Source organism: Ramlibacter alkalitolerans (assembly GCF_016722765.1).
Taxonomy (GTDB): Bacteria; Pseudomonadota; Gammaproteobacteria; order Burkholderiales; family Burkholderiaceae_C; genus Ramlibacter; species Ramlibacter alkalitolerans.
This window is the reverse complement of sequence record NZ_JAEQND010000006.1, coordinates 95,614-112,643: the sequence shown is the minus strand read 5'-3', so window position 1 is coordinate 112,643 and position 17,030 is coordinate 95,614. Positions and strand designations below refer to the sequence as shown.

Annotated in this window: 13 protein-coding genes; all 13 read left to right on the top strand. The window is 69.3% G+C overall.

The annotated features are described in order from the left end of the window. The first annotated feature begins 7 nt into the window (after nucleotides 1-7). From JI746_RS11800 to JI746_RS11740, 13 genes are read left to right on the top strand one after another with little or no spacing between them, the layout of a single operon-like run. Nucleotides 8-1,042, top strand: coding sequence for an NAD-dependent epimerase/dehydratase family protein (locus tag JI746_RS11800; protein ID WP_201689675.1), 1,035 nt, complete (start codon nucleotides 8-10; stop codon nucleotides 1,040-1,042). Continuing rightward, nucleotides 1,039-1,881, top strand: coding sequence for a 3-deoxy-8-phosphooctulonate synthase (kdsA, locus tag JI746_RS11795; protein ID WP_201689673.1), 843 nt, complete (start codon nucleotides 1,039-1,041; stop codon nucleotides 1,879-1,881). The genes JI746_RS11800 and kdsA overlap by 4 nt, the downstream gene beginning before the upstream one ends. Before the next feature lie 23 nt (nucleotides 1,882-1,904). Next, nucleotides 1,905-2,921: a polysaccharide pyruvyl transferase family protein gene (locus JI746_RS11790; protein ID WP_201689671.1), complete on the top strand. Its 1,017-nt coding sequence runs from the start codon at nucleotides 1,905-1,907 to the stop codon at nucleotides 2,919-2,921. Continuing rightward, complete coding sequence (locus JI746_RS11785; RefSeq protein WP_201689669.1) at nucleotides 2,918-4,543, top strand: hypothetical protein; 1,626 nt, start codon at nucleotides 2,918-2,920, stop codon at nucleotides 4,541-4,543. Before JI746_RS11790 ends, JI746_RS11785 begins: the two co-directional genes overlap by 4 nt. Nucleotides 4,544-4,546: 3 nt before the next feature. Continuing rightward, on the top strand, nucleotides 4,547-5,617 hold the full coding sequence (locus JI746_RS11780; RefSeq protein WP_201689667.1) for an EpsG family protein: 1,071 nt from the start codon (nucleotides 4,547-4,549) through the stop codon (nucleotides 5,615-5,617). After that, nucleotides 5,608-6,771 (top strand): acyltransferase family protein, encoded by a 1,164-nt coding sequence (locus JI746_RS11775; RefSeq protein WP_201689665.1) that lies wholly within the window; start codon nucleotides 5,608-5,610, stop codon nucleotides 6,769-6,771. Before JI746_RS11780 ends, JI746_RS11775 begins: the two co-directional genes overlap by 10 nt. Before the next feature lie 9 nt (nucleotides 6,772-6,780). After that, nucleotides 6,781-7,524 (top strand): acyltransferase, encoded by a 744-nt coding sequence (locus JI746_RS11770; protein ID WP_201689664.1) that lies wholly within the window; start codon nucleotides 6,781-6,783, stop codon nucleotides 7,522-7,524. Continuing rightward, nucleotides 7,521-8,696: a glycosyltransferase family 4 protein gene (locus tag JI746_RS11765; protein WP_201689663.1), complete on the top strand. Its 1,176-nt coding sequence runs from the start codon at nucleotides 7,521-7,523 to the stop codon at nucleotides 8,694-8,696. Before JI746_RS11770 ends, JI746_RS11765 begins: the two co-directional genes overlap by 4 nt. Continuing rightward, complete coding sequence (locus tag JI746_RS11760) at nucleotides 8,632-9,486, top strand: class I SAM-dependent methyltransferase (RefSeq protein ID WP_201689662.1); 855 nt, start codon at nucleotides 8,632-8,634, stop codon at nucleotides 9,484-9,486. The genes JI746_RS11765 and JI746_RS11760 overlap by 65 nt, the downstream gene beginning before the upstream one ends. Further along, nucleotides 9,483-10,424, top strand: a complete 942-nt coding sequence (locus JI746_RS11755) for an FkbM family methyltransferase (protein ID WP_236599775.1) — start codon at nucleotides 9,483-9,485, stop codon at nucleotides 10,422-10,424. Before JI746_RS11760 ends, JI746_RS11755 begins: the two co-directional genes overlap by 4 nt. Before the next feature lie 7 nt (nucleotides 10,425-10,431). Continuing rightward, entirely contained in the window at nucleotides 10,432-12,417 is a 1,986-nt protein-coding gene (gene asnB, locus JI746_RS11750; protein WP_201689660.1) for an asparagine synthase (glutamine-hydrolyzing), read from the top strand. Beyond that, entirely contained in the window at nucleotides 12,414-15,866 is a 3,453-nt protein-coding gene (locus tag JI746_RS11745; protein WP_201689659.1) for an SGNH hydrolase domain-containing protein, read from the top strand. Before asnB ends, JI746_RS11745 begins: the two co-directional genes overlap by 4 nt. Continuing rightward, nucleotides 15,863-17,011, top strand: a complete 1,149-nt coding sequence (locus tag JI746_RS11740) for a glycosyltransferase family 4 protein (RefSeq protein WP_201689657.1) — start codon at nucleotides 15,863-15,865, stop codon at nucleotides 17,009-17,011. The genes JI746_RS11745 and JI746_RS11740 overlap by 4 nt, the downstream gene beginning before the upstream one ends. Nucleotides 17,012-17,030 lie beyond the last annotated feature (19 nt).

The window sequence follows — 17,030 nt, the reverse complement described above, 5'->3', positions numbered from 1 at the left end:
GCCACGCATGACGGCCTACCAGGACCTCCTCGAGCGCCTGCCGCGCGAACCGCGGACGTGGCTCGTCACCGGGTGCGCCGGCTTCATCGGCTCCAACCTGCTGGAGGCGCTGCTGAAGCTCGACCAGCGGGTCGTCGGCCTGGACAACTTCGCGACCGGCCACCAGCGCAACCTCGATGAAGTGAGGACGCTCGTCACTCCGCAGCAGTGGAGCCGCTTCCAGTTCATCGAAGGCGACATCCGCAAGCTGCAGGACTGCCGCCACGCCGTGCAGGGCGTGGACCACGTCCTGCACCAGGCGGCGCTGGGTTCCGTGCCGCGCTCCCTGGCGGATCCGATCACGACCGACGCGACCAACATCGGCGGCTTCCTCCACATGCTGGTCGCCGCGCGCGACGCCGGCGTGCGCAGCTTCACCTATGCGGCCAGCAGTTCCACGTATGGCGACCACCCCGGCCTGCCGAAGGTGGAGGAGCGCATCGGGAAGCCGCTCTCGCCCTACGCCGTGACGAAGTACGTCAACGAGCTGTATGCGGACGTGTTCGCGCGCAGCTACGGCTTCCACGGCATCGGCCTGCGCTACTTCAACGTGTTCGGGCCCCGCCAGGACCCCGACGGCGCCTATGCCGCCGTCGTGCCGAAGTGGACGGCCTCGATGATCCACGGGCAGGACGTGTTCATCAACGGCGACGGCGAAACCAGCCGCGACTTCTGCTTCGTCGACAACGCCGTGCAGGCGAACCTGCTCGCCGCCACGACCACCGCCGACGACGCGCGCGACCAGGTCTACAACGTCGCCGTCGGCGGCCGCACCACCTTGAACCGCCTGTTCGAGGGCTTGCGCGATGCGCTGGCGCGCAACGGCGTGCAGTACGACAGGGAGCCCGTGTACCGCGAGTTCCGGGCCGGCGACGTCCGGCATTCGCAGGCCGACGTCGCCAAGGCGCGCCGGCTCCTCGGGTACGAGCCGCAGTTCGACCTGCGTGCCGGCATCGTGGCGGCGATGCCCTGGTACGTCCGCTTCCTGGCACCCCAGCGATGATCTCCATCAGCCCCGATATCCCCTGCGGCAACGACCGCCCCTTCGTCCTGTTCGGCGGCCTGAACGTGCTGGAGTCGCGCGAGCTGGCGCTGCGCACCTGCGAACACTTCGTCGGCGTCACGCAGCGCCTGGGCATCCCCTACGTGTTCAAGGCCAGCTTCGACAAGGCCAACCGCTCCTCGATCCACTCCTACCGCGGCCCCGGCATGGAGGAAGGCCTGGAGATCCTGCAGGCCGTCAAGGACACCTTCGGCGTGCCCGTCATCACCGATCTGCACGAGCCCTGGCAGGCGGAGCCGGTCGCGCAGGTGGCCGACGTGATCCAGCTCCCCGCGTTCCTGGCGCGCCAGACCGATCTGGTGGTCGCGATGGCGCGGACCGGCCGCGTGTGCAACATCAAGAAGCCCCAGTTCCTGAGCCCGCCGCAGGTGGCCAACATCGTGGAGAAGTTCCGCGAGGCCGGCAACGAGCGGCTGATCCTGTGCGAGCGCGGGACCTGCCACGGCTACGACAACCTCGTCGTGGACATGCTGGGATTCGGCGTCATGAAGAAGGTGACCGGCGGCTTGCCGATCATCTTCGACGTGACCCACGCGCTGCAGCAGCGCGATCCCGGCGGCGCGGCTTCGGGCGGGCGCCGCCAGCAGGTGGTGGACCTGGCGCGTTCCGGCATGGCCGTGGGGCTCGCCGGCCTGTTCCTCGAGGCGCACCCCGACCCGGACCAGGCGCGGTGTGACGGCCCCAGCGCGCTGCCACTGGACAAGCTGGAGCCGCTCCTGGCGCAGGTGAAGGCGGTGGACGATCTGGTGAAGTCGTTCGCGCCGCTGGAAATCAGGTAAGGTCCGGCCTCCGCCGTCCACCCATGAGCACACCCCTTCCCGTCTGCATCCTCAACGACACCAGGGTGGACCGGCATCACGGTTGTGAGCGGGTGATGGGTGCGATCGAGGCACTGGTGGCGCGCAACGGCATGCAGGTGACCGGCTCGTGCCCCGCGCACGCGGACTGGAAGGACCCGGCATTCCTGAAGGCCCTGGAAGGTGCCCGGCTGGTGATCGTCAACGGCGAGGGCACGCTCCACCATGACCGGCCCGCGGCGCGCCGGCTGCTCGAGATCGGCGCCTACGCGCGCGCGACCGGCGTGCCCGCGGTGCTGGTGAACGCCGGCTGGGAGGCGAACGGCCCCGAGCTGCTGGCCATGCTGCGCGACTTCGCGCTCGTCGCGTTGCGCGACGGCGCCAGCGCCGACGCGGTACGCGCCGGCGGTGTGGCCTGTCGGGTGGTGCCGGACCTGAGCCTGTACCTGCCGGCCCCGGAGGCTGGCGCCGCTGCGCGCGAACGCATCGTGTTCACCGACAGCGTGGACCGGTTCAAGGCCGTGGCCCTGGACCGCTGCCGTCGGCAGGTCGGCGGCGACACGCTCTCCATCGTCTTTCCGCCTCCCGGGGCTGCGGGATACCTGCGCTTCCTGCGCCAGGGCTTCGCGGCTCGCGACGCGCTCACGCCCGCGCAGCTGCTGCGCATCGTGCGCTTGCGCAACCGCCTGGGCCGCAACAGCTTCACGCGCACCGAGCCTTTCCTGTCTGCCCTCGGTCGCTATCGCCTCCTCGTCTCGGGCCGCTTCCATGCCTGCACCTTGGCGCTGATCACGGGCACGCCTTTCATCAGCGTGCCCTCCAATACGAGCAAGATCGCGACGCTGGTCGCCGACGCGGGGCTTGCGCCCTGGCGCGCCAGCACGGACCTCGATGCGAACAGCATCGCGCACGCCAGCGCCGCAGGCTGGTCGCCGCAGGAGCGTGAAGCGATCGCGACCCACGTGGCCGATGCGCGAAGCGGCGCCGAGCGCATGTTCCGCGACATCCGGGAGCTCGCATGATGACCTCGCTGGTCGCGCGTCGCACCGATGACGGCTGGAAAGCGAGCCTGAGCGCGCAGGCGAGCCCCGAGGCGCCGGGGCTGCCGCAAGCCAGCCTCGCCGGCCGTGCCAAGGCCTGGGAACTTGCGCGCGACCTTGGACGCACTCGCTCGCCGTGGCAGCTCGAATGCCAGAAGGCCGCGCTCGGCTCCCCGGAAATCACGCTGGGCTATGCCCACCTGCTGGCCGAAGGCTGCGAGGCCGGCGCCGCCCAAGCCAGCGAGCGCAGCCTCTCGGTGCCGGCGCTGTACGCCGATGCGCGCGTCGTCAACCGCGAACTCGCGTGCCGCGGGCTCGCGCGGCAGGGCCTGGCGCGCGCGCAGGCCTTGCTCGATCGCCTGCGCTTCCTCGTCGCCGCCACTGGCGCGGCGGCCAGCCTGGTCGCGTACACGCTGACCGTCGGTCGCCGCATGCGGGGCGCAGCGGCACCGGTGGCTGGCGACACAGCCCTGGCCCTGCACGGCGAGCGCGCCACCCGCACGCAGCACCTGCTGAAGGCCGGTATCGAGCAGGCGCGTCCCTGCTGCATCGTCGTGATCGGGCGGCTGCGCACCTCCCTCGCCACGCTGCGAGAGGAGTGGGCCGCGATGGCGGGCGCGCCCGTGCCGCGACTAGTTCATCCGTTCTCGGCCACGGCCGCAGTGCGCGCCGTGCCGCGCATGCTGCGCCTGCTGGCCGAGGGCTGGCGGGAGGCCCCCAGGCACCACTACCTCCCCGGCGCGCGCGAACACCTGGCGATCGTCTTCCGGGTGCTGCTGGGCGCGGCGATGGAGCAGTGGTGGAAGATGCACGGTACCGCGGTGGATACGGTCTTCTTCGGCCACACGGGGGTGGCGGATACGACCGCCCTCGAGGCGGCGATGCAGGCCAGGGGCACGCGGACCATCCACGTGGTGCACGGACTCGCCACAGGGCCCAACTTCCCGGGCTTTTCCGACGTTGCCTGGTTCCGCTGCGGCTTCGACGCGGAGCAGTACGCGCGCCTCGGCACCTACGGGGAATGCCTGGTGCAGGAAGCGCCTGCGCCGCAACCGGTGCGCGGCCGCGAAGGCATCTACCTGCTCACCAATCTCGCCCACCCGATGAATCCCGGCTTCATTGCCCGCGGACCGGAGGACGAGATCGCCCTGCTGCGCCTCGTGGCCGCCGCGGCGCGCAAGCTCGGCCCGCCAGGGCAACGCATGCTGTGGCGTCCGCACCCCGTGCTGCGGCGCCTGCCGGCCGACGTTTCGGCGCAGATCCGCCAGGAGGCGAGCCGCCTCGGGTTCGTCGAGCAGGACCACGCCGAGCCGATGGGGCCGGCGGCCGCCGGCGCGCGCTGGGTGATCACGAGCCCCTCGACCACCGCGATCGACCTGCTGGTCCAGGGGACGCTCTGCGTCGTCGTCGACCTGCAGGAGTCCGCGGCCGGCACGGCGCCGGCGCAGTTTCCATGTCCTCCAGCCCACCCGGACGCGCTCGGCGCGCTGCTGCGCGAGCTCGACGAGGACGCCACCTATCAGGCGCGGTTCACGGAAGTCTGGAACTCCGTTCGCCCCGCCCGGCCGCTGGACCTGGCGCGGCCGCCTAGCAACGGAGCCTGAGGCATGCTGCCTTACCTGTTTGTCTGCATTCCCATCGCCTTCATGGCGATGGCGTCGCAGCAGCACCGCCTGCACATTGTCATGTGGACGGGGGCGTTCTTCATCCTCGTCGGCTTCGTCGGACTGCGCCATCACGTCGGCATGGACTGGAACAACTACCTGCTGATGATCCAGAAGGTCACCTGGACGCCGCTGAACGAAGCATTGGGGGCGGCGGAGCCTGCCTACGCGCTGATCCTGCGGCAGTCGGGTCAGATGGGTTACGGCGTGTACGGAGCCAACCTGGTTGTCGCCGTCATCCTCATGCTCGGCCTCTTCAGGTACGCACGCACCACGCCCTACCCCTGGCTGGCCCTGCTGACCGCCCTGCCGTTCCTGGTCGTCGTGATCGGAATGAGCGCCAATCGCCAGGCCGCGGCCATCGGCATCCTGCTGTGGGCGGTGGCACGCTGGGACAAGTACTCGCTGATCACGCGGGCCGCCTTCGTCGGGCTGGCGGCGCTGTTCCACTTCAGCGCCCTGCTGTTCCTGCTGGTCGTCGCCGCGGACATCCAGATGCAGCGGACCATGAAGTTCGCCATGGTCTTCATCTTCGGGTCCGTGGGGCTGTACGTGCTGGATGCCACCGGCCGGCTCGATTATTACGACACGCTGTACGTGAGCAACCAACTGGGGCTCACGTCTTCTTCCGGCGCCTTGTTCCACACCTTGCTCAACGCGGGCCCGGCGATGATCTACTTCCTGATGAAGCCTTACCGCGACAAGCTGCTGCCGAACGAGTTGCACCGGAACATGGCGGTACTGGCCATCTGCCTCGTGCCCCTTTCCTTCGTGGTCTCCGCCGCAGCGGGGCGCATCACGCTGTACCTGTTCCCAGTCTCCATGTACGTCTTTTCCGCCCTGCCGCGTGTGTTGCGCGGGGCGGGCACCATGGCCGTCTACAAGTTCCTGTGCGGGAGTCTGTTCGTCCTCCTGCTGGTGTTCTGGCTGGTGGCGTCGAACTCGGGCATCGCCTATGTGCCTTACCGGAACCTGCTGAACACTTTCCCCTCCGAACGCGAACTATGCTGCTGACGACCGCGCGCTCCGGCGGCGACGATGCGAGCCGGCTCGCCTCGTTGGACATGCTGCGCGCGCTGGCGGTCTTTCTCGTGATCGGCCACCACGCGGCGTGGCGCTTCCGCCCGGCTGCGGGTGACGTCGTCGGCCAGCTGCTGAAGGGGAGTGGCTGGATCGGTGTCGACATCTTCTTCGGCATCAGCGGCTTCATGATCACGTCCATCCTGTGGCGGGACGCGGAACACATCAAGGCCTTCTTCGTACGCCGCATCTATCGCATCGTGCCCATCTTCCTGGTCGCGATCGCGAGCTTCGTGCTGGTGACGATCGCCACGGGCATCGGGGCGGACCGCCTGTTCCTGCTCTGGAGCCCGGCCCTCTTCCTGAACGGCTGGACGATCCCCATCTTCGGCGCGAGTACGGTGCCGTTCACCATCACCTGGTCGCTTTCCGTCGAAGAGACCGCTTACCTGGTGCTCGGCCTGAGTTGCCTCGGCGGCCGGCGTGCGCTCCGCGCCGGGCTGTTCGCCATGCTGGTTGGTGCCCCCTTGCTGCGCATCGCCGTCGCGACGGGCGGGTGGTTCGACCCAGAAAACCTCTACTACTTCGTTCCGGCACGGCTGGACTCGATCGCCCTCGGCGGCCTCGCAGCGATCAGCACCATCGGCCAGCAGCACCGGCGCTGGCAGGTGCCGGTCGCCGGCTGCGCTGTGTTCGCCCTGATCTGGATGTTCCAGTTCGTGCGCATCTCGGACCAGCGGCTGTACCTCGTGGGCTACACGGTGTTCGGCATCGCGACGGCGGCGCTCGTTTCCGGCCTCGCGGCCGCGGATGTCGCGCGTGCCCGCTCGCGGGTCGGCGGCGCCCGGCGCGGAGCAGTGCAATCCGCGCTCGCGCCCATCGCCCAAGGCGTGGCCACTTTCGGCAAGTACTCGTACTTCATCTACCTGTTCCATCTCTTTGTGCTGGAGGCGATCCTGCAACTGCAGCACCTGGTGGGGGTGAGGCTCGGTTACTGGCAGGCGCTCCCACTGGCGTGCGCCATCGTGTTCACCCTGGCCGCCGTCTCCTGGAAGTACTTCGAATACCCCCTGATCAGGAAGGGGCGCGAGCGCACGTCGCAGGCCACCCAGGCCGCGATCCATCCTTCCGCGCAAGCGCCGACGTAGGCATCCTCCATGACGAAACAGAAGTTCATCGCATTCCTGCTGCTGCCGCTGCCCTCCTTCCTGAAAGTGCTCGCCTACCGGTATCTGCTCGGGTATCAGATCGGCAAGGGCGTGCACATCGGATTCAGCGTGCTCATCGCGAGCAAGTGCCGCATCGGTGCGCGCACCCGGATAGGCAACCTGAACTACATCGCCTACATGCAGGAGCTCTCCCTGGGCGAGGACGTGCGCATCGGGCACGTGAACATCCTGCTGGGCGGGAGGCTGGTGGAACTCGGCAACGGTGCGACGATCGGCCGCTTCAACGAGATCAACTCGATCCTGAGCCCACTGGCGCGAGGCAATAACGACCCGGTGCTCACGCTCGGCCAGCGCGCGGTGGTGACGGCGTGGCACAAGATCGACTTCACCGACCGCGTCACGCTGGAAGAATCCGTGGTTCTCGCGGGCCGCGTCTCCAACCTGTGGACGCACAACCGGCAGGACGTGGCACCGGTGCGCATTGGCGCGCACAGCTACGTGGGCTCGGGCATCCAGATGGTTCCCGGCAGCAGCATCGGCCGGCACTGCGTGGTCGGACTCGGTTCGGTGATCACGAAGGCGCACACCGAGGAAGGCGTGCTGCTCGCCGGCGTGCCCGCCAAGGTCGTGAAGCAGCTCGACGAGGAAACGATCAAGCTGGTCACCTTCCCGACGCGTCCGGATCTGGATGGCAGCGCCGACCTCGTGACCGCATCGGAGGTGACGGGTTGAAGCTGCTGTTCGTCATCAAGTCGCTGAACGTGGTCGGCGGCGGCGCCGAGCGCGTGCTCGTGGACGTCGCCAACGGGCTCGTCGCCCGCGGGCACGAGGTGAAGGTCCTGACCTTCGACCCGGCGGGGGAGTCGTTCTACCGCCTCGACCCGCGCATCGAGCGCACCGATACCGGCATCGGGGAACCGGGGCGCTCGACGCCGCGCCTGGGCTTCCTGATGAACATCCCGCGCATCCGTCGCGCCGTCGTGAGCAAGAAGGTGGACCTGGTCATCGCCTTCATGCATTCCACCTATGTGCCGGTGGCCGCTGCGTTGCTCGGCACCGGGACGCGCCTCGTGTTCAGCGAACACATCGACGCCGCGCACTACGCCGACCGTCCCCTGCAGCGGATGCTCGTGCGCCTGGGCGACCGGCTGGCGATCGCCAAGACCGTCCCCTCGGCGCCGCTGCGCGAGGAGCACCCGCCGGCGGCCCGCCGCAAGGTGCACGTCCTGCCCAATGCCGTGGACCTGGCGACCTTCATGCAGCGCGGCCGGGAAGCGCCGCGGCAGCCGCCGGTGCTGCTCACGATCGGCCGCTTCATGGCGCAGAAGAACCACATCGAGCTGCTGCAGGCCTTCGCCCGGTTGGCGCCGGGCTTCCCCGAGTGGACGCTCAGGATCGTCGGGGAAGGCGAACTGCGCCCGCAGCTCGAGGCGGAAATCGCGCGGCTGGGATTGCAGGATCGCGCCGTGCTGCCGGGTGTCACGCGCGACGTCGCTTCCGAGTACGCGGCGGCGAGCTTCGTCGTCCTGCCCTCACTCTACGAGTCCTTCGGCCTGGTCGCTGCCGAGGCGCTGGCGAGCAGCCGGGCCGTGCTCGCCTTCGACAGCTGCGTCGGCGTCGCCGAGATGGTTCGCGACGAGATCAACGGACTGCTGGTTTCCGCGTCGGGCGATCGCGTGGCCACCCTGGCGGCGGGCATGGAACGGATGATGAGAGACGAGGCGTTGCGCTCGCGCCTCGGCGCGGCAGGGCCCGCGTCGGTCAGCCGCTATGCGCTCGGGGGCGTGCTCGACGCCTGGGAGGCACTTCTCGTACAGCTTGACCAACATGGAGGATTGCGTGGTCGACACCAAGACAGCAGCAGCGAACCGGGACGAAGCGACGATCGCCTCCTTCGGCGATGAGTGGACGAAGTTCACGCAGGCCAACCTCGACCAGGGCGAAGTCCAGCGGCTTTTCGACGGCTATTTCGGCATCTTCCCCTGGGACAGCCTGCCGCCGGACGCGCAGGGCTTCGACATGGGCTGCGGCAGCGGCCGCTGGGCCCGCATGGTCGCGCCCCGGGTCGGGCGCCTGCACTGCATCGACGCCTCCCACGAGGCGCTGGCCATCGCCCGCGCCAACCTCGCAAGTTGCCGCAACGCGAGCTTCCACCATGCCACCACCGAGACCGCGCCCCTCGCGCCGGCAAGCTGCGACTTCGGCTATTCGCTCGGCGTGCTGCACCACATTCCCGACACGGCCGGCGCGCTCGCCGATTGCGTGCGGCTGCTGAAACCGGGCGCGCCTTTCCTCGTCTACCTGTACTACCGCTTCGACAATCGTCCGCTGTGGTTCCGCGCCTTGTGGCAGGCGAGCAACCTGGTGCGGCGCGGCGTGAGCGCGCTGCCGCCGCGCGCCAAGCACACGGCGACGGACCTGATCGCCTTCACCGTCTACTGGCCGCTGGCGCGGCTGGCGCGCGTGCTCGATCGCGTGGGCCTGCCGGTGGCGTCGGTGCCGCTTTCCTTCTACCGGAACTCCAGCATGACGACGCTGCGCACGGACAGCCGCGACCGCTTCGGCACCCCGCTCGAACAGCGCTTCACGCGCAGCGAGGTCGAAGCCATGATGCGCAAGGCGGGGCTGGTGGACATGCGCTTCTCGCCTGCGGAGCCCTACTGGTGCGCCGTCGGCCGCAAGGGCACGGCATGAGTGCCGTGGGTACCGATTACAGGCGGGTCGCCACGCCGGCCTTGTGGAAGGCGATGGCGCGCCGCCTGCTGCTCACGCCGGCGATCAACCGGCCGGTGGTGATGGCACTCGCTCCCCTGCAGGCGGCCGAATGGAAGCGGCGCATTCCCGTCGTCGGCGCTGCCACGCTGCGGCTGGGCAACGACCGCAGCGTCGTGCTCCAGAAGGCGGAGCGCTGCCAAGTGGCCAAGGAGGTCTACTGGGGTCAGGGCCACCTGCACGGCGCGGCGGACCGCCTGGCCCTGCAACTGGCGATCACGCTGAGCGCCGACGCCGACACCTTCCTGGACATCGGCGCCTACACGGGCCTGTTCGCCCTGGCCGTCGCGCGCGAGAACCCGCGCATCCAGTGCGACGCCTACGAGATCGTGCCGGACAACTATGTCCTCATGTGGGAAAACACGATCCGCAACAACCTGGTGGCGCGCGTGCACCCGCGCCTGGTCGGTCTCGGGGCGGCGAAGGGCACGCTGAAGGTCCCGGGCAGCTTCGGCAGCGGCGCACTCGCTTCGTCCGTGGCGCTCGATTCGGTCGCCGCCGACGGTGTCGACATCCCGATCGCCGCGCTCGATGAGCTCTACGCGGGGTACGCCTCCAAGATGGTCATGAAAATCGACGTCGAAGGCTTCGAGTGGGAAGTGTTGCGGGGCGGCCGGCAACTGATCGCCCGCGTGAAGCCCGATATGGTCTGCGAGGTCCTGCGCCGCGCGCCGAACGTGCCGGAGATGGAAGCCTTCCTGCGCCAGGTCGGCTACAACATCTTCCACATCAGCGACGCGGGCCTGCGCCCCGCCGATCGCATCGTGCCCGTGAAGCTGGAGCGCGACTGGCTGTTCACCACCCGCTCCGCCTCCGAACTGCAAGCCCGCGGTTTCCCGCTGACAGCCGCACCCAGCTGAGTCGGCCATGTGCGGCATCACCGGCTTCCTCTCCGTCTCGCCGTCGGTCGGCCCGGCCGAAGGCCTGCTGCGCCTGCAGGCCATGACCCGTGCGATCGCCCACCGCGGCCCCGACGCCGACGGCCACGAGGTGCTGGGTGGCGCGGGCTCGGCCCTCACCGGACTGGGCCATCGGCGCCTGTCGATCATCGACCTGTCGCCTGCGGGCGCGCAGCCGATGAAGTCGCACGACGGCAGGTTCGTCATCGCCTTCAACGGTGAGATCTACAACTTCGCCGACTTGCGGGTCGGCATAGAGCAGCGCCGGGGCTCCATTCGCTGGCGCGGCCATTCCGACACTGAAGTCCTGCTCGAACTCTTCGCCGACTTGGGCGTGCAGCGCGCCCTCGAACTGCTGGATGGCATGTTCGCGCTGGCCGTGCATGACCGCGCGGAGCGCACGCTCACGCTCGCCCGCGATCCCTTCGGCGAAAAACCCCTGTACTACGGGTGCGCCAACGGCGTCCTCCTGTTCGGCTCCGAGCTGAAGTCGCTGCGGGCCTGGCCCGGCTTTGCGCCATCCGAGAACGCCGACGCGCTGGCGGACTTCCTGAAGTACAGCTACGTGCCGGCGCCCGCGACCATCTACGAAGGGGTGTGGAAGCTTCCGCCCGCGACCAGCCTGACCGTGCGCGAGGAAAACGTCCGCAGCGGAACGCTGCCTGCGCCGGTCGCCTACTGGGACATGGTCGGCACCGCCCTCGCCGCGCGCCAGCGGGGTTTCGCCGGAACGCGCGAATCGGCTCTGGAGCAACTGCAGGAGGTGCTCGGACGCTCGGCGCGGCGGCGCATGGTGTCGGACGTTCCGCTCGGCGCGCTGCTCTCCGGCGGCATCGACTCGTCGCTCACCACCGCGCTGATGCAGGACGGCGCCTCGCAGCCCGTGCGCACCTTCACGATCGGGATGGAGGAAGCCGGCTACGACGAGGCGGTCCATGCCCGCGCCGTGAGCAAGCACCTGGGCACCCGGCATACAGAGCTGAGGCTCACGTCCGCGGAGGTCCAGGCCGCCATTCCCGAGGTGGCGGCAACCTACGACGAGCCGTTCGCGGACTCCTCGCAAGTGCCCACCTACCTGGTCTCGCGGATGGCGCGCGAGCACGTGACGGTGGTGCTGTCCGGGGACGGCGGAGACGAACTCTTCGCCGGCTACAACCGCTACTTCCACGGCCCCCGTGTGTGGTCTCGCCTCTCGGGCGTGCCCTCGCCGCTGCGCCATGCCGCCTCCGCCACCTTGCGGACCGTGTCACCTGCGGCCCTGAACCGGGCGGTGAGCTTGGCGGGCCGGCTGGCGCCGCGCGAACTCGCCGCGGGCAAGGCCGGCGAGAAGATCCACAAGCTCGCCGGGCTGCTTTCGGCGCACAACTGCGCCGACTTCCACAACCGCCTGCTGACGACGGGGGCGCCGCTGCGCGTGCTGGCGCATCCGCATGCGGGCAGCGCCCTGACGGCGCGCAGCGACACGCGCTCGGCCGCCCTCGAGTTCGCCGGCCAGGCCATGCTGCTGGACACGGCGAACTACCTCCCCGACGATGTCCTCACGAAAGTCGACCGCGCCAGCATGGCCGTGGCGCTGGAGGTGCGCACGCCGTTCCTGAGCCGCGAGGTGTTCAAGCTGGCTTGGCGGCTGCCGCTGCCGATGAAGGTCGATGGCCTCCAGGGCAAGACGATCCTGCGCGAGCTGCTGTACCGGCACGTCCCGCGTGCGCTCGTCGATCGCCCGAAGGCAGGGTTCGCCGTGCCAGTGGGGCGCTGGTTGCGCGCGGGCCTGCGCGACTGGGCGGAGTCGCTCCTCGACGCGCAGGCCTTGCAGGATGCGGGCGTGTTCGATGTGGCGCACGTGCGGCGGCTCTGGGCGGATCACCTGTCCGGCCGCCGCGACCACGAGACGCAGTTGTGGTCCATCCTCATGTACCAGGGCTGGCGCCGCAGCCAAAGAGGCGCGCCGGCATGAAAGGGGCCCTGGTCGCATCCGCCGCGGCGCTCGGGGCGCTGCGGGTCGCCGGCATGGGCCTGGGCCTGCTCGTCACCGTGATCCTCGGCCGTACGCTGGGGCCGGACGGACTCGGCGCATACGGCTACGCGGTGATCATCCTGACGCTGGCCGGCGTCCCCGTGAGCTACGGGTGGGGCACCCTGCTGCTGCGGCGCGTCGCGGCAGCCCTGCAGGACGATGGCTGGGCGGAAGCGAAGGGCATGATGCGGCGCGGCACGCAGTACGCCGCGGTGATCGCGCTGGTGGGCGCCGTCGCGGCGATCGTCTTCGCGCGGCTCGCCGTGCAACCGGCCACGGTTTCCTTCACGGCGTCGGCGGCGCTGCTGCTGGCGGCCGTGCTCTTCCTCGACCAGCTCTCCGCGCTCAGGCTCGCGGTATTGCGCGGCTTGAACCACCCGGTGTGGGGACAGCTGCCCGAAATGCTGCTGCGGCCCGGGTTGCAGATCGTGTGCTTCGGCCTCGTGGTGCTGCTGTGGCACGGCGCGCAACTGGTGCACGCCTTTGCAGCCCTCGCGATCGGATCGCTGGCCGCGGCCGTGGCCGGCATCCTGGTGTTGCGGCGGATGTCTCCGGCGCCGCTGGCGGCGGCGGCTCCGAGCTTCCACACGCGCGCGTGGCTCGGAAGTGCCACCGTCATGGCCGGCAATTCCGGATTGATGCTGCTCAACTCGTACACCGACATCCTCCTGCTGGGCGCCCTGGGCACCCTGCAGCAGGTGGGGATCTATCGCATCGCCACCCAGATGGCCCTTCTGAGCGGCTTCGTGTACACCGCCGTGAACCTGCTGGCCACCCCGAAGTTCGCAACCTTGCGTGCGGCCGGCGAGACGGCCACGCTGCAATCCACGGCCGTTTTCATGGCGCGGCTGGCACTCCTGGGGGCCATGCCGCTCCCGCTGTTCTTCCTGCTGTTCGGCAGTTCGCCGCTGCGGCTGGTGTTCGGCGCCCCGTTCGAAGCCGCCTACGGACCCATGCTCGTCCTGTTCGCCGGCCAGGCCGTGAATGCAGCAGCCGGCATGGCGAGCTCGCAGCTCATGATGAGCGGCCACGAAGGCAAGCTGCTGCGGTTCACGGCGCTGGGCGTGATCGTGAACGCCGTGGTGTCGGCGCTGCTGATCCCGCGCTTCGGAATCATGGGCGCTGCCGCGGGCAACGCCGTGGCGATGGCCGTTTGGAACGCGGCGGCCTGGCTCGGCTCGGTGCGCCTGACCGGGATCGACACCAGCGTGATCGGCCATTTCGGAGCGTCCCGGCAGCCGCGGGGGAACACGCGGCCGCCCGGTTCCGGCAACGGCGCGCGCAAGGGCGGGGAAGGCATGAAGTACAGGCGTGAGATCGACGGCCTGCGCGCCGTCGCCGTGGTCCCGGTCATGCTGTTCCACGCCGGGATGACGACCTTCAGCGGCGGCTTCGTCGGCGTGGACGTGTTCTTCGTGATCAGCGGTTACCTGATCACGTACATCATCCTGGACGAGCAGGAGCAGGGAAAGTTCTCCGTCGCCCGCTTCTACGAGCGCCGGGCGCGGCGCATCCTGCCCGCCCTCTTCCTGGTGCTCGTCTTCTGCCTGCCGCTTGCCTGGCGCCTGCTCACGCCCGTGGACATGCGGGAATTCGCCAGGAGCGTCGTGGCGGTGGCGGCCTTCTCGTCCAACATCCTGTTCTGGCAGCAGAGCGGCTATTTCGATACGGCCAGCGAACTCAAGCCGCTGCTCCACACGTGGAGCCTCGCCGTGGAGGAACAGTTCTATGTGCTGTTTCCCCTCCTGCTCGTCTTCCTGTGGCGATTCGGCCGGCGCGCGGCCTACGTGGCACTGGGCGCCATCCTCGTCCTGAGCCTTGCGCTCGCGCAATGGGGCGCCACGCGGGCGCCGGACGCCACCTTCTACCTGCTGCCGACGCGCGCCTGGGAACTGATGGTGGGCGCGCTCGGGGCGGTGTTCGCCAGCGGACGGCACGATCGCGCGATCACCGACCGCCTTGCCGCGTGGGGCGCATTCGCCGCGTTGCTGGGCCTGGGTCTGATCGCGTACGCGGTGTTCGTGTTCGACAAGTCGCTGCCGTTTCCCGGCGCGTACGCGCTCGTCCCGACGCTGGGCGCGCTGTTGATCATCCTGTTCGCGCGGCCGGAGAACCTGGCGGGCCGCATCCTGGGCAGCCGCTGGTGCGTCGGCGTCGGCCTGGTCAGCTACAGCGCCTACCTGTGGCACCAGCCGCTGCTGGCTTTCGCGCGCCACGCCTCCATCAACGAGCCGCCGGCGATGCTGTTGCTTTCCATGTGCGCCGCCAGTCTCGTGCTCGCCTACCTGAGCTGGCAGTACGTGGAGATGCCGTTCCGCGGCCGCCAGTTCCTCACCCGCAACCATGTGTTCGCGCTGTCCCTTGCGGGGCTGGCCGTGTTCGCGGCCTTCGGAGTGCTCGGTGACCGCAGCAACGGTTTTCGCCTGCGATGGGGTCCCGAGTTCGCGCGCTTCCAGCCGGAGGACAAGAACTTCTTCCGCTATGTCGGATGCGCATCGAATCCGAAGAAGTTCGTCGCGCCCGAGCACGCCTGTTCGTACGGGGAGGGAGAGGCCCGGATCGCAGTGGTGGGCGATTCGCACGCCCGCGCGCTGGTCTACGAGCTGTCGCAGGCCGCCAGCAAGCGTGGCCTCAAGGTCACCCAGTTCACCTACGAAGGCTGTCCGCCCATTCTCGACGTGTACCGGGCGGACCAGGGGACCGACCACCGCTGCTACGAGCACAACAAGGCCACCTTCGAGTACCTCGCCCGCAAGCCCGAACTGCATTACGTGGTGCTGGTGGCACGCTGGCCGCTTTACCTGGAGCGCGCGCGCTTCGACAACGGCGAAGGCGGCGTCGAGAAGGGGCAGCCCACCCGGCTCGACCTGGTGGCGAACGGAACACGACTGACGACGCCGGAGAAGGAGCGGCTCGCCGGCTTGCAGCAGCGCATGCAGCGGACGATCCGCAGCTATGCAGCGGCAGGAAAGGAGGTGATCGTCGTTCAGTCGGTGCCGGAGGCCGGCTGGTACGTTCCCGACTACCTGATGAAGCTGCTGTCCCGCCACGGCACGCTGGCGCCCGCGGATGGCTCCACCAGTTTCGCCGTGTACGAGGCCAGGGCGCGGCATGCGACGGAAGTGTTCGCGGACCTGCGGGGCGCGAGGAACGTCGTGCTCGTGCGGCCGGCACAGCACCTGTGCAATACCGTGGTGCCGGGGCGATGCGTGACGCACCTGAACGCCGTTCCCCTGTACCGTGACGCGGACCACCTGTCGAACCTGGGCGTACGTCTGATCGTCGAGGACATCATGCGCGTCATCCCGCAGAATGCCCTGGCTGCTGTCCATGCCCCTGACAAAGCCGACACCATGCCTGCCACACGAACGGACGGAGCCCTTCGTTGAAAATCCTGCTCTTCGCGAACACGGACTGGTACCTGTACAACTTCCGGCGCTCGCTGGCCGTCGCCCTGCGCGATGCGGGGCACGAGGTCCTGCTGCTCTCGCCGGGTGGACCTTACGGCGCGCGACTGGGCGAACTGGGGTTTCGCTGGATCGAGGCGCCGATGCAGCGGCGCAGCCTCAACCCGCTGCGCGAACTCGCACTCCTGCGCTGGCTGCGGCGCCTCATCGTCGCGGAGCAGGTGGAACTCGTGCACGGCTTCACGATCAAGTGTGCCGTGTACGGCTCCCTGGCAGCGCGGCTGGCGGGTGTGCCGGCCCGCGTGAACGCCGTGGCGGGAATGGGGTATGTGTTCACCAGCGGCGACGTGAAGGCCCGCGTGCTGCGTCCGGTAGTGAGTTCGCTGCTGCGCCTCGCGCTCGGCGGCGAAACCGCGCGGCTCATCCTGCAGAACCCCGACGACGTGGCCCTGTTCCACCGCGCCGGCCTGGTGCGTGCCGACCAGGTGCGCCTCATCCCGGGCTCGGGGGTCGACTGCCGGCGCTTCACACCGAAGCCGGCCCGCGAGAGCGGGAGCGGAAGCGGCAAGAAGGGTGCGTTCCGCGTCGTGCTGCCTGCGCGGCTGCTCTGGGACAAGGGCCTGCGTGAATTCGTGGAGGCTGCGCGGCTGCTGCAGTCGGAAGGTCGCGCGATGGAATTCCTGCTGGCCGGCGAGCCGGACCCCGGCAACCCGGCTGCAGCGTCGGAGGAAACGATCAGGGGCTGGGAGCGCGAAGGTCTGGTGCGCTGGCTCGGGCACGTGGACGACATGCCCGCGCTCTTCCACTCCGCCGACGCCGTGATCCTCCCGAGCTACCGCGAGGGCCTGCCGAAGGGCCTGATCGAGGCCGCCGCCTGCGGCTTGCCGCTGGTGACCACGGACGTGCCCGGCTGCCGCGAGGTCGTCACCGATGGCGTTGACGGCCTGCTGGTGCCGGCCAGGGATGCGGTCGCCCTTGCACGCGCCATCGCGCGCCTGCACGACGACGCTTCGCTGCGCGCGCGACTGGGCGCCGCTGCACGCGCGAAGGCACTGCGCGAATTCGACGAGCAGTCGGTCATCTCCCGCACGATCGGGGTCTACCGCGAATTGCTGCCGGGGGTGTGAAAGCGAAACCGTCTCTTCG

Bases quoted from the DNA above. Each gene is read 5' to 3' on its own strand.
- JI746_RS11775 (WP_201689665.1), top strand. From the start codon at position 5,608: ATGCTGCTGACGACCGCGCGCTCCGGCGGCGACGATGCGAGCCGGCTC.
- JI746_RS11755 (WP_236599775.1), top strand. From the start codon at position 9,483: ATGAGTGCCGTGGGTACCGATTACAGGCGGGTCGCCACGCCGGCCTTG.
- JI746_RS11790 (WP_201689671.1), top strand. From the start codon at position 1,905: ATGAGCACACCCCTTCCCGTCTGCATCCTCAACGACACCAGGGTGGAC.
- JI746_RS11770 (WP_201689664.1), top strand. From the start codon at position 6,781: ATGACGAAACAGAAGTTCATCGCATTCCTGCTGCTGCCGCTGCCCTCC.
- JI746_RS11800 (WP_201689675.1), top strand. From the start codon at position 8: ATGACGGCCTACCAGGACCTCCTCGAGCGCCTGCCGCGCGAACCGCGG.
- asnB (WP_201689660.1), top strand. From the start codon at position 10,432: ATGTGCGGCATCACCGGCTTCCTCTCCGTCTCGCCGTCGGTCGGCCCG.
- JI746_RS11745 (WP_201689659.1), top strand. From the start codon at position 12,414: ATGAAAGGGGCCCTGGTCGCATCCGCCGCGGCGCTCGGGGCGCTGCGG.
- kdsA (WP_201689673.1), top strand. From the start codon at position 1,039: ATGATCTCCATCAGCCCCGATATCCCCTGCGGCAACGACCGCCCCTTC.
- JI746_RS11780 (WP_201689667.1), top strand. From the start codon at position 4,547: ATGCTGCCTTACCTGTTTGTCTGCATTCCCATCGCCTTCATGGCGATG.
- JI746_RS11785 (WP_201689669.1), top strand. From the start codon at position 2,918: ATGATGACCTCGCTGGTCGCGCGTCGCACCGATGACGGCTGGAAAGCG.